The 22,121-nt window shown below is 69.9% G+C and carries 12 protein-coding genes; 8 read left to right on the top strand and 4 right to left on the bottom strand.

Annotation, left to right across the window (positions count from 1 at the left end):
• Nucleotides 1-105: 105 nt before the first annotated feature.
• Nucleotides 106-1,770, bottom strand: a complete 1,665-nt coding sequence (locus tag ACN28C_RS19115; RefSeq protein WP_422774733.1) for a beta-L-arabinofuranosidase domain-containing protein — start codon at nucleotides 1,768-1,770, stop codon at nucleotides 106-108.
• A gap of 435 nt (nucleotides 1,771-2,205) precedes the next feature.
• Here ACN28C_RS19115 and ACN28C_RS19120 point away from each other — a divergent pair, with 435 nt between their 5' ends.
• From ACN28C_RS19120 to ACN28C_RS19145, 6 genes are all read left to right on the top strand, one after another.
• Nucleotides 2,206-4,257 (top strand): family 43 glycosylhydrolase, encoded by a 2,052-nt coding sequence (locus ACN28C_RS19120; RefSeq protein ID WP_422774734.1) that lies wholly within the window; start codon nucleotides 2,206-2,208, stop codon nucleotides 4,255-4,257.
• Between the two features lie 646 nt (nucleotides 4,258-4,903).
• On the top strand, nucleotides 4,904-6,334 hold the full coding sequence (locus tag ACN28C_RS19125) for an extracellular solute-binding protein (RefSeq protein WP_422768908.1): 1,431 nt from the start codon (nucleotides 4,904-4,906) through the stop codon (nucleotides 6,332-6,334).
• Nucleotides 6,331-8,349, top strand: coding sequence for an ABC transporter permease subunit (locus tag ACN28C_RS19130; protein ID WP_422768909.1), 2,019 nt, complete (start codon nucleotides 6,331-6,333; stop codon nucleotides 8,347-8,349). The genes ACN28C_RS19125 and ACN28C_RS19130 overlap by 4 nt, the downstream gene beginning before the upstream one ends.
• 260 nt (nucleotides 8,350-8,609) lie before the next feature.
• Nucleotides 8,610-9,749 (top strand): PLP-dependent aminotransferase family protein, encoded by a 1,140-nt coding sequence (locus tag ACN28C_RS19135; RefSeq protein WP_422768910.1) that lies wholly within the window; start codon nucleotides 8,610-8,612, stop codon nucleotides 9,747-9,749.
• A gap of 81 nt (nucleotides 9,750-9,830) precedes the next feature.
• A complete protein-coding gene (locus ACN28C_RS19140) occupies nucleotides 9,831-16,889 on the top strand; it encodes an amino acid adenylation domain-containing protein (RefSeq protein ID WP_422768911.1) in 7,059 nt (2,352 codons plus the stop codon).
• A complete protein-coding gene (locus ACN28C_RS19145; RefSeq protein ID WP_422768912.1) occupies nucleotides 16,886-17,080 on the top strand; it encodes an MbtH family protein in 195 nt (64 codons plus the stop codon). Before ACN28C_RS19140 ends, ACN28C_RS19145 begins: the two co-directional genes overlap by 4 nt.
• Before the next feature lie 15 nt (nucleotides 17,081-17,095).
• Here the strand turns inward: ACN28C_RS19145 and ACN28C_RS19150 are convergent, their stop codons facing one another.
• From ACN28C_RS19150 to ACN28C_RS19160, 3 genes are read right to left on the bottom strand one after another with little or no spacing between them, the layout of a single operon-like run.
• Complete coding sequence (locus tag ACN28C_RS19150) at nucleotides 17,096-18,043, bottom strand: acyl-CoA dehydrogenase family protein (RefSeq protein WP_422768913.1); 948 nt, start codon at nucleotides 18,041-18,043, stop codon at nucleotides 17,096-17,098.
• Between the two features lie 13 nt (nucleotides 18,044-18,056).
• Entirely contained in the window at nucleotides 18,057-19,157 is a 1,101-nt protein-coding gene (locus tag ACN28C_RS19155) for an acyl-CoA dehydrogenase family protein (protein WP_422768914.1), read from the bottom strand.
• Nucleotide 19,158: 1 nt separating this feature from the next.
• The gene (locus tag ACN28C_RS19160) at nucleotides 19,159-20,229 is read right to left on the bottom strand and encodes an LLM class flavin-dependent oxidoreductase (protein WP_422768915.1); all 1,071 of its coding nucleotides are present in this window, start codon (nucleotides 20,227-20,229) and stop codon (nucleotides 19,159-19,161) included.
• 78 nt (nucleotides 20,230-20,307) lie between these two features.
• Between ACN28C_RS19160 and ACN28C_RS19165 the strand changes: the two genes are divergently transcribed.
• Complete coding sequence (locus ACN28C_RS19165) at nucleotides 20,308-21,888, top strand: AMP-binding protein (protein ID WP_422768916.1); 1,581 nt, start codon at nucleotides 20,308-20,310, stop codon at nucleotides 21,886-21,888.
• 41 nt (nucleotides 21,889-21,929) lie between these two features.
• Nucleotides 21,930-22,121 carry a ferredoxin gene (locus tag ACN28C_RS19170; RefSeq protein ID WP_422768917.1) on the top strand — a complete coding sequence of 64 codons (192 nt, stop codon included), beginning with the start codon at nucleotides 21,930-21,932 and terminating at the stop codon, nucleotides 22,119-22,121.

A 22,121-nucleotide genomic window follows, 5' to 3' on the forward strand; every position in this document is an offset into this window, starting at 1 on the left:
CGCCCGTCGTTGGGCAAGCGCTTTCCCGCATCCTCCCGCCTACCGCTTGCTCACGCAAGATCCAATTTCGTCCTCGCGATCGTCGCGCCTGGCCCAGGGCGTGGGTCAGTTGCGGACCAGTCGCCAGCGGTTGTCGGCGCTCCCGTTGTCCGGGTCCTGCACCGCCTGCGCGCCCCAGGCGGTGGAGCCGTCGAGAATGCCGAGCAGCTTGCCGGTGTGCACGTTGCGGATCTTGTGGGTGCCGTCGCCCTGGTCCAGCAGCGTCCAGAGGTGGTCCGCCGTGCCGTTGTCGGACCACTGGAGCACCCGGGCGTTGTTGGCGGTGGACATGTTTTCCACCCCGAGCACCTTGCCGCTGTGAACATTGCGCAGCTTCACCGCGCTGCCCTCGGTGACCACCACCCAGTTGTGGTCGGCGGTGCCGCTGTCACCCCACTGGACGGCGAGCCCGCCGTCGGCGGTGGACATGTCCCGGATGCCGAGGACGAGGCCGGTCCCGGCGTTGACCAGACGGTGACTGGTAGCACCCGGGTCACCGCCGCCGGTGCTCCAGTAGACGGAGTCCATCAGCGCGGTGTTGACCTCGATGCCGGTGCCCTGGCAGCACCAGAACGAGTTGTAGTCGGTGCTCCAGGTGCCGCCGCCCCACGCCGGACCCACGCCGCGCCGGCCGCCCGGGTTCAGCGGGGTGAAGTACGTGATGTGCCCGTGGTTGTCGGCCGGGTTCTGCGCTCCGATGATGTGGTTGAGCAGGGCCCGCTCGTAGAAGTCGAAGTACGCCGCCCGGTTCGGGTCCAGCAGCCACAGCTCGCGGGTCAGCTTGAGCATGTTGCAGGTGTTGCAGTGCTCGCAGGTGTCCTGCCGGAGGTAGCCGGCGATGGCGTTCGGCGGGCGGAAGTGCTCCGCCTGGCTGTTGCCGCCGATCGCGTAGGTGTGCGCGCCGACCGTGATGTTCCAGGCGTTGCTGGCGATGTCCCGGTAGCGCGTGGTGCCGGTTGCCTTGTACTCCCGGGCGGCACCGATCCACTTCGGCACCTGGGTGTTGGCGTGCAACCCGTTGAGCTGGTCGGAGTTGGCGGCCAGCGGGTTGAACACGGCGGCGTGATCGAACCGTTGCGCCGTGGTCAGCCAGCGGGCGTCGCCCGTCTGCTGGTAGATGTCGGCGAGTACCGCGTTCATACCGCCGAACTCGGTGCCGAGCATGTTCTGCATCTGGCTCGCGGTCAGCCGGCCGGTACGCCAGTCGACCCAGCCGGCCAGCGCCAGCAGTACGTCCCGAGCCTGGTTGTTGCCGATCTGCCGCCACACGTCGAGCAGGCCGGCCATGGTTTTGTGGATGACGTAGTACGGCACGTTGCCGTTGCTCAGCGTGCGCGCCTCCAGCGCGGTGAAGTCGGACTCGGGAAAGCCGCAGAGGTAGCCGGGGTTGAATCCGGCGGCGGAGTTGTTCGCCTGGCACCTGGCGAGCTCGGCCACCATCCGGTTGGCCTTGTCCCGGCAGCCGGTGTCGCCGAGCACCGCCCAGGCCTGTGCCCAGGTGGTCAGGAAGTGCCCCTGCATGTGGGTGCGGAACGGGAACGACGGTGCGTCCCATCCGCCGTTCGAGGCGGCGCCGTTGGTGCTGAGCCGGTGGTTGGCCCGGAAGTTGTAGAGCAGCCGCTCCACGTCGACGAAGCGCAGGTAGTTCAGTGTCCGGTTCTGGTTGTCCAGCCATCGGCCGCTGGTCAGTCGTACCTGGCCCAGCTCGAACGGGTAGGCGGAGACGCCGATGTCCGGGCGGGCCGACGTCGTCGTCCCTGGCGTGCGGACGGGCGGAGGCCAGTGATGTCATGGCGAGCTATCGATGTTAGCGGTGACATATACCGGCATCAACGCGATTCGCAAGCCTTACGGCTGTATCGGTCTTGTCGTGGTGTTACGGCTTGACGCCACTCGTGTTATCGCTCACAGTCGATGGGCGAGGACTGGGCGAAGCCGGCTCACCGGGCGAGCCGCTCGTCGTACCTCGGCCCGGAGGGTGCGTCAGGGCATGCGCACGCCGGGCGGCGGTCCAGGTCAGGCAGCGAGGACAACTCCGCTCACGGCGCCCCGGCATGTTCGGACGGTGAGCGGTTGCCTCGAGTATCGCCAGTTGGAGGTAAATCAGTGAAACTCTCCGGTGGGTCGTCGACGCCCTCGCCAGTACGGCCCAGACGGTTGACCCGAATGGTGGCCGCGGCGGCGGCTGTGGTGCTGGTGGGCGGTGGTGCGGTGGCGGTGGTGTCGTCGCCGGCCGCGGCGGCGACGGTGGACACGAACGCGTGGTATGTGCTGGTCAACCGGAACAGTGGCAAGGCGTTGGACGTGTACAACCTGGCCACGAATGACGGTGCGCGGATCGTGCAGTGGGCGCGGAACAACGGTAGTCAGCAGCAGTGGCAGTTCGTCGACTCCGGTGGTGGCTACTACCGGGTGAAGTCGCGGCTGTCCGGCAAGGTGCTGGACGTCTACAATTTTTCGACCGCGAACGGTGCGAGCATCGTGCAGTGGGCGGACGGTAACGGGACCAATCAGCAGTTCCGGTTGGCCGACTCCGACGGTGGCTACGTCCGGTTGATCAACCGGAACAGCAACAAGGTGGTGGAGGTGCAGGGCGCCTCGACCGCCGACGGGGGCAACGTCGTGCAGTACGACGACTGGAACGGCGCCAACCAGCAGTGGCAGCTCGTCCGCGTCGACGGCGGCGGCACCCCCACCACACCGCCGACGCCGCCGCCGGCCGGCGGTAGCTACACCAATCCGGTGGTGTGGCAGGACTTCGCCGATGTCGAGGTCATCCGGGTCGACGACGCCTACTACATGACGGCGTCGACCATGCACTACTCGCCGGGTGCGCCGGTGCTGCGCTCCTACGACCTGGTGAACTGGGAGTTCATCGGGCACTCCGTGCCGAGCCTGGCCGAGTTCGAGAACAGCGCCTACAGCATGACCGGCGGGCGGGCGTACGTGAGGGGGATCTGGGCGTCCACCCTCGGGCACCGGCGCAGCAACAACACCTTCTACTGGATCGGCTGCACCGAGTTCGACCGGACCTACGTCTACACCGCCAGCAACGCCGCGGGACCGTGGCAGAAGCGGTCCCGGATCAACAACTGCTACTACGACGCCGGCCTGCTCGTCGACGACAACGACACCATGTACGTCGCGTACGGCAACGGCACCATCAGCGTCGCCCAGCTCTCCGCCGACGGACTGTCCCAGGTCCGCGCGCAGCAGGTGTTCCAGACCCCGTCCAGCGTCGGGACCCTGGAGGGCGCCCGCTTCTACAAGCGCAACGGCAGCTACTACATCTGGCTCACCCGCCCGGCCAACGGCCAGTACGTACTCAAGGCCAACAATCCGTGGGGCCCGTACGAGATGCGCCAGGTACTGCTCGACATGCCCGGCCCGATCTCCGGCGGCGGCGTACCGCACCAGGGCGGCCTGGTGCAGACCCAGAACGGCGCCTGGTACTACATGAGCTTCGTCGACGCGTATCCCGGCGGACGGGTCCCCGCGCTCGCCCCGATCACCTGGAGCGCCGACGGCTGGCCCAGCATCCAGACCGTCAACGGCGGCTGGGGCGTCAACTACCCCAACCCGCTGCCCCTCCGGCCGGGCAAGCCGCTCACCGGCTCGGACACCTTCGCCGGCACCACGCTCGGCCCGCAGTACGAGTGGAACCATGTCCCGGACAACGGTCGCTGGTCGGTCAACAACGGCCTTCGGCTGCAGACCGCGACCGTCACGAATGACCTCTACAATGCCCGCAACACCCTGACCCACCGCATCCAGGGACCGTCCTCTACTGCCACTGTGGAGCTGGACTACTCCACCATGCGCGACGGCGATCGGACCGGCCTGGCCATGCTCCGGGACCAGTCCGCCTGGATCGGTGTCAAACGCGACAACGGCGCCACCCGGGTCGTGATGACCGACGGCCTCACCATGGACAGCAACTGGAGCACCACCGGCACCGGCAGCGAGCGTGCCTCCGCCGCCGTCTCCGGCGGCCGGATCTGGCTGCGCGTCAACGCCGACATCCGGCCGGGTAGTGGCCGGCAGGCCCGCTTCTCGTACAGCACCGACGGGAGCACGTTCACCGGCCTCGGGCCGGCCTTCACTCTCAACAACGCCTGGCAGTTCTTCATGGGCTATCGCTTCGGCATCTTCAACCACGCCACCCAGGCACTCGGCGGCTCCGTCACCGTACGCCGGTTCGACATCACCACCCCCTGATGTTCCGCGTGGAATCCGGGCTGAGGACAACCACCGTGGGAACCGACACCGAGAAGGCAGAAACCTGGCTGGCGCAGTCCCGTGGGATGCTCGTGCGCGGGCATGCGCTGCTCTGGCGGGCGCAGCAGCCCGGATGGGCGCAAGACGGCGGCAGCGGCGTCGGCGCGACTCGAACCTTGCTGCGGCAGGGGTTCAGGAGGCCGCGAGGACCGGGTCCTCGGCAACGCGAGGGTTCGGACATTGACGTCGATGCAATCCTGTGCCGCAATGGGCGGACGACAGCTTTGGGTGGCGCAGGCCCAGGGGCCGTGTCCGACCCAGATCGCAGGCAGTTGACGTCGATGAATGGCGTCGTGGCCTAAATTTTGCCTTCTTTCTCTAGGCGCGACTTTCCGAGATGGGTAAGGTGAGCGCACCGCCGGGCAGGCCGACGTCCCGGGCCGGCGGTGCGCACGTCTCGGGCAAGTCGGGGGGAGGGCCCGTCGCGCCCCGGGGCGATTTCCGATGACTGCGCGACAGAGGCGGGCTGCGACCACCCGTTCGGGCGATCGGTCCTCGTGTGCGGTCGCAGATGTCACCAGGGAGGCAGCAGGCCTTCCGGCCTCTTCGGCGTGCAGCTGTGAGGTAGGGAAGGAGGCGAGTGGCCATGGAGGACGACCCGTTGTGGTCCCGGCGCGGCTTTCTGGGGCTTGGGGTGGGGGTGCTCGGCGCGGCCGGTCTGGCCGCGTGCGGAGGCGACTCGGAGTCCCCGCCGAGGGCGCAGGCGGAGGTGCCGAAGGAGCTACTCGACGCCGCGGCGTCGCTGAAGGGCTCCTCGATGGGGATGTTGTCGCAGAAGCTGTATTCGACAGCGGCGAACGACATGCTCGACAGCTCCGTCAAGAAGTTCGCCGACACCACCGGCACGAAGATCGAGAACAGTCTGGTCCAGGCCGACGCCGGCGACGTGGTGGCCAAGATCGACGCAGAGGTCAAGGGCGGCGTGGCACGTGACCTGGCATTCATGACCGACTCGCGGTTCGTCGCGCAGTTCCAGGCGTTGGGCGACCTGGAGGAGGTGACGGACGTCGTCGAGGCGCTGACGGCCAGGTACGGCGAGCCCTGCGCAGAGGCCAAGCACTTCTGCGTCTTCGACGGCAAGTGGTTCGCCATCCCGTACCACTTCATCGGAATCGGGTCGTTCCTGCGCAAGGACTGGATGCAGGAGAAGGGCATCGCTCCCAAGGACGTCTACACCTGGGAGGAACTGCGGGACCTGTGCCTGGCGATCTCGGATCCGAGTAGGCGCCGGTTCGGCTGGGGCATGACCGTCAATCGGTCCGGTGACGGCAACGGCATGATCGAGGCTTTGATCAACTCCTACGGCGGGGCGATCGCCTCCAACGACGGCCGGAAGGTCACCTTCGACTCGCCCGAGACGGTGCAGGCGGTGACCTTCCTGGGCGACATCTACACCAACCCGAAGTACAAGCCGATGCTGCCACCGGGGGTGGCGAGCTGGACCGACACCAGCAACAACGAGAACTGGCTCGCCGGAGTCACCGGCTACACCCGCAACAGCTTCAGCGTCTACGCGGACTCGAAGACCAAGAAGAACCCGGTCTACGGCAACACCCACGTCTTCTCCGACTGCATCGGGCCGGCGACCGACAAGTCCCTGCTCTTCGGCCAGTCCCAGGCATTCGTCGTCTTCAAGGGCGCCAAGAACGCCGCGCTCGCCAAGCTCCTGGCGCAGTACCTGGTCAGCGCGCCGGCGCTGGTCGGCGTCGCCAAGGAGGCACCCGGCCTGGCGATGCCCGCCTGGGAGAAGGTCTGGGACGCCGAGCCGTTCTTCACCAGCGGCGACCCGGCGTTTTCCATGCTGCGCACCATGTCCCAGCAGCCGCTGCCGCTCTCCACGAGGAACGGATTGGCCTTCCCCCAGAAGGCCAGCGCCGGCCAGCAGGCCGTCGTCGCAGCCTACGTCCTCACCGACATGATGCAGCAGGTCATCCAGGGAACGACGCCCGCAGAGGCCGTGACGGCCGCGCACGCGAAGATGGTGCAGATCTTCACCCAGCAGGGGCTGCCGCAGTGAGATCGGTTCGCCCGGCGCCGGCCCCGGCGACGAGGGCATCCTCGCCGCCGGGGTCCGGCTCCCTCACGACGACCCAGCGGCGACTGGGTCGTGACTGGCGGCTGGCAACGCTGTTTCTGGCCCCGACGGCCGTGCTGGTCGGGGTACTCGTACTCCTGCCGATCGCCCGGTCGATCGTCACCAGCACCACGGAACGGCACGGCCCGGACAGCGTCTTCGTCGGATTCGACAACTATCTCGCCCTCGTCGGCGACGAGCAGTTCCACACGGGCGTGGTGAACTCGTTCGTCTTCACCGCGTACGCCGAGGTGTTCAAGGTGGTACTGGGGCTGGCCGCGGCCCTGCTGCTGCATCACCGACGTCGTGGGCGGGCCCTGCTGACCGGCTTGCTCCTGGTGCCATGGGTGGTGCCGACGGTGGTGACGGCGTTCAGCTGGCGCTCCCTGCTCGACCCGATCTTCGGCAGCGTCAACGCGCTGCTCACCGCCTCGGGGATCGGGCCGTTGCTGGCCTCCGCGCAGCTGGTCGAGAGCTGGCCGGCAGGCTGGCTGTCCGACGCCTCGCTGGCGATGCCGTCCGTGATCCTTGTCAACGTGTGGAAGGGCGTGCCCTTCTTCACGATCTGTTTCCTCGCCGGATTGAAGGCGATCCCGGCGGAGGAGTACGAGGCGGCGACCATCGACGGCGCCTCGGCGTGGCAGCGGTTCGTCCACGTGACGCTGCCCGGACTGCGCCACGTGATCACCGTGACGGTGACCCTGTCGTCGATCTGGACGTTCAACAACTTCGACCTCATCTGGCTGTTGACCCAGGGCGGCCCGGGCGACGTGACCGCGCCGTACGTGCTCGTCGCCTATTCGAAGGCGATCCTGCAACTGCAGTACGGCGCCGGGGCGGCGGTCACGCTCGTCATGCTGCCGATCATCGGCGGACTGGTCTTCGTCCTGGTCCGGCTGTTGCGCCAGGACACCGGCACCAAGCCACCCCGGCGTATCCGTACGGCGCGGTGGGCCGGGACGCCGCGGAGGGCGCTGCCGTGGGTCGTCACCGCGGCGGTCGCCGGTCTGCTGCTCTGGGCGTCCCCGCAGATCTTCTGGAAGGCGGCGGTGGTGCTCGGGGTGGTCCTGCTGATCGCGGTCGCGGTCGGTCGGGTGGCCTCGGCGCTCCAGGCCCGGGGAGGCCGCCGTGCGTCGTCCCTCGTCTCGGGCCTGGGCTCCGGTGTCGCGCTGGCCGGCCTGCTCGCCTTCGTGCTCGGCCCGATGTACTGGATCGCCGTCACGGCCTTCAAGTCCGAGGGCCAGGTCGTCATGCGCGAACACGACCTGTGGCCGACGCCGTGGACCCTGGAGCAGTTCGGCACCCTCTTCGCCAACCAGCCGTTCGGCCGCTGGTATCTCAACACGGTGCTGGTCTCCGCGGCGTCCACCGCGGTGGCGCTGCTCTGCGCCGTCCTGGCCGGCTACGCGCTGGCCCGGCTGCGCTTCCGCGGGGCGCAGGGTTTCACCGTCACGGTGCTGATCACCTACGTGATGCCGGGCGCGCTGCTGTTCATCCCGCTGTACCAGCTGCTCATCGGGGTGCGGCTCACCGACTCGTTGTGGTCCCTGGTGGTGACGTACCCGACCTTCACGCTTCCGTTCGCCACCTGGCTGCTGGCCGGGTACTTCTCGTCGATCCCTGTCGAGCTGGAGGAGGCCGCGCTGGTCGACGGTTGTACCCGCCTCCAGGCGTTCGGTCGGGTGGTGCTGCCCCTGGCCAAGCCGGGACTGCTGGCGGTCGCGCTGTTCACCCTGACCAACGCCTGGAACGAGTTCCTCTTCGCCTTCGTGTTCATCACGAAGGACGAGTACAAGACGCTCCCGGTGGGGATGCAGTCGATGATCGCCGGGGATGTCGTGCCGCAGGGGCAGCTCGCCGCGGCGTCGCTGCTCGTCAGCATCCCGGTGGTGGTGATGTACGCCTTCGGGCAGCGCTTCCTGACCGAGGGGCTGACCGCGGGCGCGGTGAAGGGCTGACCCGGTCAGCGAGGGCGCTGCGGGTGGGTGATCACCAGTAGCGGCCGGGGTGACCTCTCGATCCGTGCCAGCGGCAGGCTGCCCAGCAGGCGTCCGGCCACACCGCGGGCCGGGCGCTGGACCGCCACCACGATCAGATCGACCGGCTGCTGGTCGGCGAAGTCCAGGATCTGCTGCAGGGGACGGACGATTGGTCCAACTCACGCCACGAGCCGGTCAAGGCGGCACTCGGATCCAGCCGCTCCCGGCCCGATCGATGGATGCCAGACTATTGCATGATCTACACCGGTGACTGGCGGCAGGGCGTCCGGCGGGAAGGCATCATCGACCTCGGCCCCGGTTATCCCGATCCCGCCCTGCTGCCGTCGGGCCTGCTGGCCGACGCGGCCACCGCCGTCCTGACGCGGCACGCCGCCGAGGCGCTGAGCTATGGTGCCAACACCGGACCGCGCCAACTGCGGGCCTTCCTTGCCGAACAGGTACCGGGCTGCCCGCCGGAGCAGGTCGTCACGACGGCAGGGACGTCGAGCGCGTTGTCCGGCGTCGCCGCCGAGCTCGGCCGTCGCGGCGCGGTGGTCCTGACCGAGTCGCTCACCTACGATCTCGGCCGGCAGATCTTCGTCGACCGTGGCCTACGCGTGGAGGCCGTCCCCGGGCCGGTGGACGATCTCGACATCGACCGGCTGCGCCGGTTCCTCGCCGGGCGGCGAGAGCCGGTCGCCTTCTACGTGATGCCGACGTTCCACAATCCGACCGGCCGTGTACTCGGCGTCGAACGACGTACCGAATTGTTGGAGCTGGCGGCGCGGACGGGCATGACCATAGTGGAGGACCACGCATACTCCCGTCTGAGCTTCGACCAGGTGCCCGCGCCGCTGTGGAGCCTGAGCGACGACCGAGAAAAGGTGATCACCCTTTTGTCGCTGTCCAAGTGCCTCGCCCCTGGACTGCGGCTCGGTGGCGTGGTCGGCTCGACGGAGCTGCTCGACCGGCTGGCGCGTGACGGTGAGCGGGCCAGCGGTGGCGGTGCCAACCACCTGACGGCCGCCACCGTGGCACACGCTGTGGCTACCGGTGCGGTCGCGCGACACGTCGAGGACCTCGTCGGCGAGCTGCGCCGACGACGCGACGCGCTGTATTCGGCATTGGCGGGGCGGCTTCCGCCGGGTCTCACGATCACCCGGCCCACTGGGGGCTATTTCCAGTGGATCGGCCTGCCAACGGTCGCGTACGAGGCCATGTTGCTGGCCGCGGCCGAGAACCTCGGCGTGTCGTTCGCTCCGGGCAGCCGCTTCGGCTCCGGCCATCCCGGGGTGCGCCTCTGCTTCGCCGCTCACCGCCCGGATGACCTGATCTTCGCGGCTGAGCGACTGGTACGCGCCGCGGAGCAGATCGGGTGAGCCGGCCGGTCGCGACTCTCGCTTGCATCGGCGCACGACGTTACGATATCGGCCGAGACAACCCTTCGGGAGGATGCGCCCGTGACTCCGTTGTCGTTCGGCCAGCAGCGCCTGTGGTTCCAGGATCGGCTCGAGGGCGCCGGAGGCAGCAATAACGTCACGATACCGCTGCGCCTGCGCGGCGAGCTGGATCTGGAGGTCCTTCAGGAGGCCCTCGTCGACCTACTGGAACGGCACGCGATCCTGCGTACCGTGTTTCCCGAATCCGACGGAATTCCCTATCAGTCGGTTCTCGAGCCGCGGCGGGCGGCAGGCCGGCTGCCCGTGATCCCGGTGGAGGCAGACGATCTCTATCCCGCGCTGTCCAAAGTGTGCCGGCAGCGGTTCGACCTCTCGTCCGAGCCGCCGATACGGGCCTGGCTGTTCAGCGTGGACGACGACGACCACGTGCTCATGGTGGTCATTCATCACATCGCCGTCGACGGCTGGTCGACATCGATCATCGAACGCGACCTCGGTGTGGCATACGCGGCGCGCCGGGAGGGCGATCCGCCACGGTGGCCGGGCCTGCCGGTCAGTTACGCCGACTTCGCGGTGTGGCAGCGCACCTTGCTCGACGCGGAAGAAGAGCCTGGCAGCTTGGTCGCCCGCCAGCTGGACTTCTGGCGTCGCGCGCTCGCCGATCTGCCCGAGGTGATCCAACTGCCGACCGATCGGCCGCGTCCCGCCGAATCCAGCTACGAGGGCGGGGGCGTGCTGGTCACGATCTCCGCGCCGGTGCACGCCGCCCTGGCCGACCTGGCCCGGGCCAGCAAGTGCACGATGTTCATGGTGGTCCAGGCGGCGTTGGCAGCCCTGCTCACCCGGCTCGGCGCCGGCACCGACATTCCCATCGGCTCGCCGGTCGGTGGCCGGGCCGCCACCCTCGGCCGCGCGGGCGGGCCGCTCTACGATCTCGTGGGGTTCTTCGTCAACACGCTTGTGCTGCGGACGGACACGGGCGGCGCTCCGACGTTCCGCGAGCTGCTGCGGCGCGTACGCGAGGCGGACCTGGCCGCCTTCGCCCACCAGGATGTGCCGTTCGAGCGCCTGGTCGAGGTGCTCAACCCGCCTCGGTCGCTGGCCCGTCATCCGCTGTTCCAGGTGATGTTCGCCTTCGAGCGCCGGGGCGGCGGCTCGGACACCGTGTGGGAGCTGCCGGAGCTGACGGCGTACCGGGAGCCGTTCGAGTCCAGCGTCGTCGGGGTGGACACCAAGTTCGACCTCGCCCTCGAACTGGAGGAGCGGCGCGATGACGGCAAGCCGGCCGGGCTCAGGGGAAACCTGACGTACAGCACGGATCTCTTCGACCTGAGTACGGCCAAGTCGATCTCCGGTCGGCTGGCGCGGCTCCTCGAAGCGGTGGCCACGGATCCCGATCTCCCCATCGCCGACATCGACCTGCTGACGCCGAGGGAGCGTCGGCAGGTTCTCGGCGGCTGGGCCGGCAAGCAGACACCGCAGTCGCCGCTGACCCTCGCCGACATCTTCGAGCGGCAGGTGGAACAGACGCCGGAGCACACCGCGATCGTCGCCGACGGCGTGGCCCTGACATACACCGAGCTGAACCGCCGAGCCAACCGGTTGGCGCACAGGCTTGTCGCGCAGGGGGCGGGCCCGGAATCGGCGGTCGCGATCGTGGCGCCCCGCTCGATTGAGCTGATGGTCGGCATCTACGGCATTCTGAAGACCGGGGCGGCGTACCTGCCGATCGACGACGAGTTTCCGCCGGACCGCGTCGCCACCATCGTCCACGACGCGCGCGCATCCATTGTGCTGACCCGCGAGGCCGTCGCGGAGATCACCGACGGCCCGGACGAGAACCCGGCCCGGGAGATGAGCCCGGAGAGCCCGGCGTACATCCTCTACACCTCGGGCTCGACCGGCCGGCCCAAGGGCGTCACCGTCCCCCACCACGGTGCGGTCAACACCCTGGCCTGGCTGCAACGCATCCAGCCGTTGCGGCCGAGCGACAAGGTGCTCCTCAAGACGTCGATCTCGTTCGACGTGTCGCTGTTCGAGCTGTTCTGGCCGCTGCAGGTGGGCGCGACCCTGGTGCTGGCCGCCCCGCAGGGGCACCGGGACGCGGCCTACCTGGTGCGTACGGTGATCGAGCAGGAGATCACCGTGCTCTACCTGAGCCCGTCGATGCTCAGTGTCTTCCTCGCCGAGGAGCAGGTCGCCGCGTGCCGGTCGCTGCGGCTGCTGCTCACCGGGGGAGAGATCCTGCCCCGGCCGGTGCAGGATCGGTGCCTGGCCCTCTTCGGCATTCCATTGGTCAACGTGTACGGGCCGACCGAGGCATCCATCGTCGCGACCGCCTGGGAGTGCCGCGCGGAGTTCGACGATCGCGCCGTGTCCATCGGTACACCCGTCGACAACACCGGCTGCCTGGTGCTCGACGAGCGGCTTCAGCCTGTGCCCGTCAGCGTCACCGGCCAGCTGTTCCTGACCGGAGTGGGGCTCGCGCGGGGTTATCTGCACGCGCCGGCGATGACGGCGGAGCGCTTTGTCGCCTGCCCGTTCGGCCCACCCGGCACCCGTATGTACCGCACCGGCGACCTCGCCCGCTGGCGGCGGGACGGCACGCTCGACTTCATCGGACGTACCGATGGGCAGGTGAAGATCCGCGGCTACCGCATCGAACTCGGCGAGATCGAGGCGGTCCTCGCCGGCTGTCCGGGCGTCGCGCACGCGGCCGTGGTGGTGCGCACCGACCGTGGCGAGAAGCGCTTGGCCGCGTACGTCTCGCCGGGTGACCTCGACGTGGCGCAACTGCGCCGCGCGGTCGCCAAGGCGCTACCGGACTACATGGTGCCGTCGTCGTTCACCATCCTGCCCGCTCTACCGTTCACGGCGAGCGGCAAGATCGACCGGCGGTCCCTGCCCGCCCCGCAGACCCGCCTCACCTCCGGCCGCGCCGCGGCCACGCCCAGCGAGCAGATTCTCGCGGAACTCTTCGCCGAGGTGCTCGGGGTGGCGGCGGTCGGGGTCGACGACGACTTCTTCGAGCTCGGCGGTCATTCGTTGCTCGCCATCCGGCTCGTCGCCCGGATCCGCTCGGTCCTCGGCGCGGACGTGGCGATCCGCGAGCTCTTCGCGGCGCCGACCGTGGCTCGTCTCGCCACCGGTCTGTCGCCCGGCGGCGCTCGGTCCGTGGTGACGCCCCGGCCCCGCCCCGCCGAGTTGCCGCTGGCTTTCGCTCAGCAGCGGCTGTGGTTCCTGCACCAGATGGACGGCCCCAATCCGGTGTACAACATCTTCTGGGAGATGCGGGTTCGCGGCGACCTGGACCGCGACGCACTGCACACCGCGCTGCGCGACGTGATCACGCGGCACGAGGCGTTGCGCACGGTCTTCCCGGACCTCGCGGGCCGCCCACGCCAGCACCTGCTCACCCCCGAGCAGGCGCTGCCCGTGCTCCCCTACTGGGAGGTCGACGAGCAGGGCCTGGCGGCGAAGCAGAACGAGTACGCACAGAGCACCTTCGACCTCGCCGTCGATCCACCGGCGAGACTGGTGCTGTTCCGCACCGGCCCGGACGAGCACGTGCTGATGATGGTGGTCCACCACATCGCGTTCGACGGCTGGTCCACCGGGCCGTTCGAGCGCGACCTCGGCACGGCGTACGCCGCGCGAGTGGCCGGCCGGGCGCCGGCGTGGACACCGCTGCCTGTCCAGTACGCCGACTTTGCCCTCTGGCAGCGGGACTTCCTGGCCGGGGAGGACGACCCGACCAGCACGATCGCGCAGCAGATGGCGTACTGGAAGCAGACGCTGGCGGGAGCGCCCGAGCTGATCGATCTGCCGCTGGACCGGCCACGTCCGGAGGTCCAGTCGTACCGGGGCGACGGGGTGCACCTGCCGATCGGGCCGGACGTGCACCGGCGGATGGTGGCGCTCGCCCGCGAGAACGGCTGCACGATGTTCATGCTGCTGCACGCGACGTTCGCGGCGTTGCTCACCCGGATGGGGGCCGGCACCGACATCGTGTTCGGCACGCCGACGGCGGGCCGCTCCGACGAGGCGCTGCACGACATGATCGGCTTTTTCGTCAACAATCTCGTGCTGCGGACCGACACGAGCGGGGGGCCGTCTTTCCGCGAGCTCCTGCGCCGGGTACGTGAGATCGACCTGGCAGCCGTGGCGCACGCGGACGTCCCGTTCGAGCGGCTGGTCGAGGTGATCAATCCGAGCCGGTCGCTGGCGCGCCATCCGCTGTTCCAGGTCATGATCGTGCTGGAGCACCGGGACATGACGCCGAGAAGCCTGGCGGGCCTGGTGGGTGTCGGCTCGCCGGACGGCGAGCGCATCGAGGGTGGCACGGCCAAGTTCGACCTGGCGCTGCAGGTGCAGGAGCGGCGGTCGCCGGACGGGAGCCCGGCCTCGCTAATGATCAACTTCGAGTACGCCGTCGACCTGTTCGACCGTGCCACCATCGAGGCGCTGGCCGAGCGCTTCCTGCGACTGCTGACGTTCGCCGTCGAGCGGCCGGACGTCTCCATCCTGGACCTTCCCGTGCTGTCGGACGCCGAGCACGATGCCGCGGTGGCGGGCGCGCTGGTCGCGGCGGCACCGCTCACCGGCGATCTGGTCAGCGGCATCGAGGAGCAGGTCGCGCGCACACCCGGCGCCATCGCCGTGATCGCCGAGGGCGAGACCCTCACGTACGCCCAGCTCGACGAGCGCGCCACGTGCCTGGCCCGGCACCTGCTCGGCGCCGGTGCCCGCCCGGGGACGATCGTGGCCGTGGTGATGTCCCACTCGGCCGATCTGGCCGTCGCGGCCTACGGGGTGGCGAAGACCGGAGCGGCGTACCTGCCACTGGACGCATCCTTCCCGACGGCGCGGATCGAGGAGATCCTCTCCTCGGCCCATCCCGTCGCCGTGGTCACCCCGCGGCTGCTGGCGGAGATCGACGCGGCCGATGCGACGGCCGCCTACGCCCGCCCGTCGGGATCGCCGGCCGATCCGGCGTACGTCATCTACACCTCGGGTTCAACCGGTCGGCCCAAGGGCGTTGTCGTGTCGCAAGCGGCGATCGCGAACACCCTCGACTGGTTGCAGCGCATCTGCCCACTCGGTTCCGCCGACCGGATGCTGCAGGTAGCGTCGGCGGCGTTCGACGCCTCCATCTTCGAACTGTTCTGGCCGTTGCGGACCGGCGCTGCGGTCGTGTTCGCCTCGGCCGAGGGCTACCGCGACCCCGAGTACCTGGCGGCACTGGTGGAGCGTACGGCGGCCACAGCGGTCTTCCTGGCCCCCCCGATGTGGTCAGCTCTGCTCGAGGTGCCCGGTGTGGCGGAGAGTTGTGCCAGTCTGCGCTACCTGCTGACGGGTGCCGAGGCGTTGCCGCGGCCGGTGGCCGAGCGGGCGCTGAGCACCCTGAACCTTCCGCTGATCAATCTTTACGGTCCGACGGAGGCGGCCATCGTCTCCACCGCGTGGCGCTGCGTGTCGGGCGAGGGGCCGGTCCCGATCGGTACGCCGATCGACGGCACCGGCTGCCTGGTCCTCGACGAACGCCTCCGGCCGGTGCCGCCAGGCGTACCCGGGCACCTGTGGCTGACCGGTGCGGGCCTGGCGCACGGCTATCTGCACGCGCCCGCCCAGACTGCCGAACGCTTCGTGGCCGGCCCGTACGGACCGCCCGGCAGCCGGATGTACCGCACCGGCGATGTCGTGAAACGGCGGGCCGACGCGACGCTTGACTTCCTCGGGCGCACCGACGACCAGGTGAAGGTCCGCGGCTATCGGATCGAGTTGGGCGAGGTCGCCGCGCTGCTGGCCGCACTCGACGGTGTCGTCGACGCCACCGTGGTCGTCCGGGAGGACCAGGCGGACGATCGGCGGCTGTACGCATACGCGGTGCCCGCCACATTGGACCCGGTGGAACTTCGTAGAGCGCTCGCCCGCACACTGCCGGACTACATGGTCCCAGCCTCGATCACGCTGCTGGACGCCTTGCCGCTGACCCCGAGCGGAAAGGTCGACCGGGCCGCGTTACCCATGCCGGACGCCCCGCGACCGGGGTTTGGTCGCGCTCCGCAGACTGCCCAGGAGGAGGCGGTGAGCGAACTGTTCGCGGAGGTCCTCGGCGCCCCCACGGTCAGCGCCGAGGACGACTTCTTCGCCCTGGGCGGGCACTCTCTGCTGGCCGCGCGCCTCGTCGCGCGTATACGCGAGGCGCTCGGCGGGGACCTGGCGCTCCGGGATCTGTTCGCGACGCCCACGGTGGAGGGCGTCGCGGCGAAAGTCGCCAGCTCCGCACGGTCCGCACCGGGCCGTTTGGACACCTCGCCAATGCTGGCGATCCGGGCCTCGGGCGGCGCACCCCCCCTGTTCTGTTTCCCACCGTACGGCGGTATGGCCTGGGTCTACGAGCGGCTCACCGACCATCTCGGCCCGGATCGTCCGCTCTATGCGCTGCAGTCGCCGGCCGCAGCGCGGTTGGCCGAGGTGGACGACCTGCTGCGTGAGATCGCCGCCGACTTCCTGGACCATGTGAGCTGGCTGCACGCCGCCGACGTGGCAGCCGGTACGGCCTCGGGGGAGGACGGGTTCGAGTCGGACGTGGCCGAGCACGTCGAGCGGATCCGGGCGGTTCAGGGCTCCGGTCCCTACCACCTGCTCGGCTGGGCACTCGGCGGTGCGGTCGCCCACGCGGTGGCCGCGCGGCTACAGGCCGACGGTGACCAGGTGGCCTTCCTCGGGCTGCTCGACGCACCCCCCGCCGGCCGGTCCGGGCCGGTTCCGGCCGGCGATCGGGGCGCCGCCGATATGGCCCGGCGTCGGGCAAACCTTGCCACCGTCCCCGCGGATCTGCTCGACGAGATGGCCGATCGGGTACGCTCCGCCACCGCCCGGATCGTGGCCGGTCACCAGCCGATCTTCGCCGGCCCGGTGTTGTACCTGGCAGCCACCGGGAACCCGGTTGTCGACCCGTCGGTGTGGCAGGCACACGTCGACGGTGAGCTGGTCGTCCACACCGTCAACTGCGATCACCTGCAGATGTTGAGCCCGGCCCCGGTCGGGGTCGTCGGGCCCATCGTCGCCGCCGCACTCGCCGCGGCGTCCAGCCGGGAGGAGGTCCCCCGATGAACGACCCGTTCGAGGACGCCGACGGTTCCTTCGTCGTCCTCGTCAACACCGAGGACCAGCACTCGCTCTGGCCGGCGGCCACGCCGGTGCCCGACGGATGGACCAGGGTCGCCGGACCCGCCCCCCGCGACGAGTGCCGCGCGTACGTCGAAGAGCACTGGACGGATTTGCGTCCCCGATCGCTGCGTTGATCAGCCAGCGCACGGTCACAGCAGCGCTGCGGCGACTCGCTCGAAACACTCCTCGTCGGCGACACCATACGCCTGGAGCCACAGCGCGCGACGGTACCAGTGGTGCAGCGGGTGCTCCCAGGTCATGCCGAGCCCGCCGAGCGTCTGAATGGCCTGCTCGCAGGCGGTGATCGCGGCCTGGCGGGCGGCCGGTAGCGCCATGGCTACCCCCACGCGGTCGCGATCGTCCTCCTCGGACACCAGCCACGCGGCCCGGTAGACCAGCGATCGAGCGGTCTCCGTCACCACGAGGCAGTCGGCCAGTGGAAAGGCGACGCCCTGGTAGGAGCCGATCGGGCGGCCGAACTGCTCACGGACCTTGGCGTGCTCGACGGCGAAGTCGAGGGCCCGGCGGGCGACGCCGACAGCCTCGGCGGCCAGGAGCACACTGATCCGACGGTCCTGCACCGGGGGCCGTTCGAGGGCGGGCGCGCCGCTGCACACCAGGTCGGCCCCGGCCCGCAGCGGATCGACCCCGTCGACCGGAGTCAGCGTGCAGGCCGAGACGGCTACCTCGAAGGTGCGTACCCGGTCGCTGACGAGGACCGCGTCGACGGCCAGAACATCCGGAACTCCGGCGGCGCTGCCCGTGACCCGCCAGCGCTCCGTGCCGTCCGCCCCGGGACCGGCCTCGGCGGTGAAGACGCCGTCGGCTATCGCCACCGGCCGCTCCGGTGGCACCGCGAGCGCCAGTGCGCTCCACCAGGGGGCGGGCAGCAGGGCGTAGCCGCACTCCTCGGCAAGGACGGATCGTTCGATCAGGCCGGTGTCGCACCAGCCCAGCCGGGCCAGAGCTGACCAGGCGCCGGGGTCGCCGCCGGCGTCGGCGGCCGCGGCGACGCGATCGGGTGGGTAGTGGTCGCCCAGGAACCGGCGGGCCACCTCGCGCAGCTGCTCCTGCTCTGCGGTCAGGCTGAAGTCCACAACTGCTCCAGGATCATCGGGATCGGGGAAGGCCGGCCACGTGCTCGGCGATGATTCCGCGCAGGATCTCCGACGTGCCACCCTCGATCGAGTTGCCCCGGCTGCGCAGCCGTTGCCGTTGCCAGTACGCCGACCAGGACGGGTGGCGTCGGGCCAGCTCAGCCGCGTACGCGCAGAGCCGCTGGTGCACCTGTGACCAGCGCAGCTTCAAGACCGTCGACTCCGGGCCCGGCACACCGCGCTTTTCCAGGGTGCTCAGGGCCCGGTAGCCTGTCTGGCGCAGCCCTTCCAGGTCGATGGCGAGCCTGCCGAGCGTCTGGCGCACGCGAGGATCGTCCGCGCGGCCGACGTCGCGGACGGTCTCGACCAGCCGGCCGAACTGCACCGCCAGCCGGGCCGTGAGAGTGATGCCGAAGGTGCCCCGTTCGTGGGCCAGGGTGGTGAGGGCGACCTTCCAGCCCGCTCCCGGCTCGCCGACCACGTCCGCGTCGCTGAGCCAGACGTTGTCGAGGAGGATCTGACCGAACCCGGTCTCGCCGGTGATCATCTTGAGCGGACGGACTGTCACGCCGGGGGTCTGGACGTCCAGCAGGAAACATGTCAGGCCCGAGTGCCGCTCGGCGGTCGGATCGGTCCGGGCCAGCAGGAGACAGTAGTGCGCCTGCGGGGCGTACGACGACCAGAGCTTTTCGCCCGTGACCCGGTACCCGCCGGCGGACGCCACGGCCCGGGTCTCGATCGCCGCGAGATCCGAGCCGGCCGCGGGCTCGGAGAAGCCCTGACAGAACAGGCGCTCGCCGGAGAGGATCCGGGACAGTTGTCGCTGCTGCTCTGCCGAGCCGAAACGGATCAGCGTCGGGCCGACCATGTTGAGGCCGATGACGTTGGGGTGGTCGGGCACTCCGGCCAGAGCACACTCTTCGGCGAAGATGCCCTGGTGAGCCGGGGTGAGCCCGCGTCCGCCGTGCGCCACCGGCCAGGTGAGCCCGGCGTACCCGGCCTCGTGCAGCCGCGTTCCCCATTCTCGGGCTTCGACGTCAGGGTCGGTCGCGGCCAGCCATGCCCGTAGGTCGGCCCGGAACCGCGCCTGCTCCGGGGAGTCACGCAGGTCCACGTCAGGCCGCCACGCCTCGCGCTCGCAGCAACGGTAGGACGCCTTCGCCGAACCAGTACGCCTCCTCCAGGTGCGGCTGGCCGGAAAGGATGAGATGGTCGACGCCGAGCGCGTGGAGTTCGGCGATCCGGTCGGCGACCTCTTCGTGGCTACCGACGATCGCCGCGCCGGCACCCGGCCGCAACAGCCCGTATCCCGCCCAGATGTTGGGGTAGATCTCCAGTCCGTCGGTCGTCCCACCGTGCAGGGCGGCCATCCGGCGTTGCCCCTCGGACTCGGTGCGGCGGAACCGCTCCTGCGCCTTGGCGACCATCTGCGGGTCCATCGTCGCGGCCAGCCGTTCGGCGATCTCCCATGCCTCCTCGGCGGTGTCGCGGGCGATCACGTGGAACCGGGTCCCCACGGCGATCTCGCGGCCGTGCTCGGCAGCGCGTTTGCGAACGTCGGCAAGCAGGTCGGCGAGCTTCGCCGGGGTTTCGCCCCAGGCCAGGTACACGTCGGCGAAGCGGGCCGCGACCCGCCGGGCGGCCTCGGACGAGCCGCCCAGGTGGATCTCCGGCCGGTTGGTCGCCGGCCGGGCCAGTAGGCCGGCCCTGACCCGGTAGTGGTCGCCGTCGAAGTCGGTCGGGCGCCCCGGCCACAGTCGCCGGAACAGGTCGAGGAACTCGGCGGTCCGCTCGTAGCGCTCGTCGTGCGCCAGCCAGTCCCCGTACCGGCGTTGCTCGTCCGGATCACCGCCCACGACGATGTTGAACAGCAGCCGGTCGCCGCTGAGCCGCTGGAAGGTCGCCGCCATCTGCGCGGTCAGCACCGGAGACGTCAGGCCGGACCGAAGGGCCAGCATGAACCGAAGCCGTCGGGTCTGGCCAGCGAGGGCTGCGGAGACGAGCCAGGGGTCCTCACAGAAGAGCCCGAAGGGAACGAGCGCGCCGGTGAAGCCCAACTGGTCAGCGGCGCGGGCGACCTGCCCGAGGTAGTCGATGTCCGGTTCGCGACGAACTGCCCGCTCGGTCCGCCCCACTTCCCGGCCATCGCTGTGCGACGGCAGGAACCAGTACAGTTGCAGCGTCATCGCAATCCTCGGGCATCACGATGGATCGATTACGCCCGACCGTAGCGTAGCGACGGCCGCCATTACTAGAGTTCGGGCGTGCGCACATCGGCGCTGTCGCCACTGTCCTGGCTGGACGATCCGCCGCCCGACCGCGGCCTGTGGGTGGCCGACTCGGGCGATGGCTGGGACTTCACCTCCTACGCCGCGCTGGCCGGCGTCGCCAGGCAGGTTGCTGCCGGGATCATAGCGGGCGGGACACCAGCGGGCGCGGTGGTGACGATCGTCGAGCGGCCCGGCGTCCCTTTCGCCGCCGCGCTGTACGGCACCATGCTGGCCGGATGCGTGCCGTCGCCGTCCGCACCGCCGGTCGCGTTTCAGGACGTTCGGCAGTACGCCCAGCGCCTGACCACGATCGCGGACGCGGCCGGCGCACAGCTTGTCGTGGTGTCCCAGCGGCTGATGGCGTCGATGGCGGACGTGGCCGAAAGCCGCCCGATTGCGACAGTCGAGAGCTTGCGGGAGCGAGCCGGTACGCGGTGGCACCGTGCGCCCGCAGACCTGGCGCTCGTGCAGTTCACCTCGGGATCGACGGGGTGGCCCAAGCCGGTCCGGGTGCCGTACGACGTGCTTTCGGCGCAGCTCGCGGCGATCCGGGACTGGCTGCGGATGACCCCCGGCGACCCGACCGCCTCCTGGTTGCCGCCGCACCACGACATGGGGCTGGTGGGCTGTCTGCTCACGCCGGTCGCGGTCGGGGCGGACCTGTGGCTCATGCGTCCGGAGCAGTTCCTGCGCCGGCCCCTGCGCTTTCTGCGGCGCTTCGCCGAGGGCGCGCGACTGACGGCGATGCCCGGCTTCGGTCTGTCCCAGCTGCTCGCCAAGGTCCGCCCGGAGGACCTTGCCGGCCTGGACTTCTCCGGCTGGCGTGCGGCGATCGTGGGGGCGGAGCGGCTCAGCCCCGCCGCGTTCGAGCAGTTCCATCGGCTGTTGGCCGCGCACGGGTTCCGCCGCGAGGCGCTGTTGCCCGCGTACGGGCTGGCGGAGGCGACGTTGGCTGTCACCGGACTGCCCCTCGACGTGGGTTACACCGTCATCCGCGCCGCGCCGCGATCGCTGACCCCGGGTGCGACGGTCGTCGCCCGGCCCGGCGGCACCGAGCTGATGGGCTGTGGGCCGCCCCTCGGCGGTGCCGTCGTCAGTGTGCGCGACCTGGCCGGCCGCGAGCTGCCACCGGACACGGTGGGGGAGATCTTCGTCGAGGGCGCCTCGGTGACGGCCGGCCGGGCTCTGGCCACGGGCGACGCGGGGTTCGTCCACGACGGACAGCTATACGTCCTGGGACGGCTGGGCGACGGCATGAAGATTCGCGGTCGCACCGTTTTCGCCGAGGATCTGGAAATGGCGCTGAATGCAACCGGCGGACCGATGCGGGTCGCCGTACTGCTGGGGGAGGCCGACGGCGTGCCGACGGCGGTGGCGCTGTTCGAACAGGCCCGGCCGGAGTGGCTGGAGCTGGCCCGGAGGACGCTGCGCCGGCAGACCGAGGGAGCCGTCGTGCGCCTGCTCGACGGTCCGCGCGGGGCGATCGCTCGCACGTCCAGCGGCAAGCCGCGGCGGCGGCACCTCTGGGAGCGATTTCTCGCCGGCAACCTGGGCTCGGTGGTCGACCACACCTAGCATCACGGCTATATTTCGATTCATCTGTGGAGGGACGGCCGATGCGGATCACCGCCGACTACGACCGATGTGAAGCCCACGGCGAGTGCGTCAAGGCGGTGCCGGAGGCATTCGAAATCCGCGACGACGACATGATGTACATCCTCCAGGAGCGGCCGCCGGAGCAGCTGCGCCAGCGGCTGGAAAGCGCGGTCATCCGCTGTCCCATGCAGGCGCTCTCCCTGCAGGACTGA

The organism is Plantactinospora sp. WMMC1484 (genome assembly GCF_049315195.1).
In the GTDB taxonomy this organism is placed as follows: Bacteria; Actinomycetota; Actinomycetes; order Mycobacteriales; family Micromonosporaceae; genus Plantactinospora.

What these genes read in the sequence shown, in the direction of transcription:
- ACN28C_RS19120 (WP_422774734.1), top strand. Translation starts at nt 2,206, where the DNA reads ATGGTGGCCGCGGCGGCGGCTGTGGTGCTGGTGGGCGGTGGTGCGGTG.
- ACN28C_RS19125 (WP_422768908.1), top strand. Translation starts at nt 4,904, where the DNA reads ATGGAGGACGACCCGTTGTGGTCCCGGCGCGGCTTTCTGGGGCTTGGG.
- ACN28C_RS19135 (WP_422768910.1), top strand. Translation starts at nt 8,610, where the DNA reads ATGCCAGACTATTGCATGATCTACACCGGTGACTGGCGGCAGGGCGTC.
- ACN28C_RS19145 (WP_422768912.1), top strand. Translation starts at nt 16,886, where the DNA reads ATGAACGACCCGTTCGAGGACGCCGACGGTTCCTTCGTCGTCCTCGTC.
- ACN28C_RS19160 (WP_422768915.1), bottom strand. Translation starts at nt 20,229, where the DNA reads ATGACGCTGCAACTGTACTGGTTCCTGCCGTCGCACAGCGATGGCCGG.
- ACN28C_RS19170 (WP_422768917.1), top strand. Translation starts at nt 21,930, where the DNA reads ATGCGGATCACCGCCGACTACGACCGATGTGAAGCCCACGGCGAGTGC.